Genomic DNA, 1,158 nt, shown 5'->3' on the forward strand with positions numbered 1-1,158 from the left:
CGCCGCCCGTGCCGAGCACGGCGGGCACCACCGGCGCGGCCGGCACCGGCTCCCCGTCGCAGTCGCAGCAGGGTACGCCGAGCCCGGGCACCTCGGGCCCCGCCGCGCCGCCGACCCCGGAGCGAACGGGTGGAGCGGGCCGGCCGGCCACCGTCGAGCAGCTCACCGGCCTGTGCCGGGCGTACCTGGCCAAGCCCGCCGGACAGCGGGCCAAGGCGCTGGAGTCGGCCGCCTTCGCCGACCTGGTCGCCGCGGCGGGCGGTGCCGGCCAGGTCGAGGCGTACTGCACCCGGCTGGCGCCGGAGCCCGGCCCGAAGGCTTCGCCCAGCGCCCGGACCACCCGGTCGCCCGCGGCCGAGAACCCGGCCACGCCGGCCCACTCCACCGGCAGGCCGAGCACCGCCCGCTGACCCGCCCCGGCGCAACCGGATTCCGGACAAAAATTCATCTCCCCGGGCGCGCGGATTCCGTCTGCTAGACAGAAGATGGTGGGGTTGCGGACGACCGCCGGTGACCGTGCCGGCGTCCGGGGCGACGGAGCCGTCGCCACCCCCGGGGGGAGAGGAGCCGTCTCTTGGTGATGTCACCCGAGTTGGACCGGACCACCGTCCTGCGGGACGAGGCCTCGGCCGCCGGGCACATCGCCAGGATCTGCTTCAAGACCGGCCCGCCCACGCTGACCGGCGTCGAGCTGGAATGGACCGTGCACGACGCCGCGGACCCGACCCGCCCGGTCGACCGTGAGCGACTGCGCCGGGCCCTGGGGCGACACAGCCCCCCGACCATCGACCCGACGAGCCCCGCCGAAGGGCTCCGGCACGGCGGCGCCGTGACCGTGGAGCCCGGCGGGCAGGTGGAGATCTCCTCCGCGCCGCGACCGTCGGTCGCCGCGCTGATCCGGGCCACCACGGCCGACATCGCCGAGCTGAGCGCCGCACTGGACGCCGCCGGCCTCGTGCTCGGCGGCACCGGGATGGACCCCTGGCGGCCGCCCCGCCCGGTCGTCGAAACCCCGCGCTACCAGGCGATGCGCTGCGTCTTCGACCGGCGCGGGCCGGCGGGCCGGGCCATGATGTACAGCACGGCGGGCCTTCAGGTCTGCCTGGACGCCGGCGAGCCCGAGCGGCTGGCCGAGCGGTGGGCGGCCGCGCACGCCGT

1 protein-coding gene and 1 pseudogene are annotated in these 1,158 nt (G+C 77.3%); both read left to right on the plus strand.

Annotated features, from left to right (window positions below; genetic code table 11):
- Positions 1 to 410, plus strand: a pseudogene (locus tag ACWEVO_RS36885) (hypothetical protein); the annotation flags it as partial.
- A 164-nt stretch (positions 411 to 574) separates the two neighbouring features.
- On the plus strand, positions 575 to 1,158 hold a 584-nt coding region (locus tag ACWEVO_RS36890; protein WP_452312006.1), incomplete at its 3' end, for a glutamate-cysteine ligase family protein.

The sequence above is a fragment of the Micromonospora sp. NPDC003776 genome (assembly GCF_053605645.1).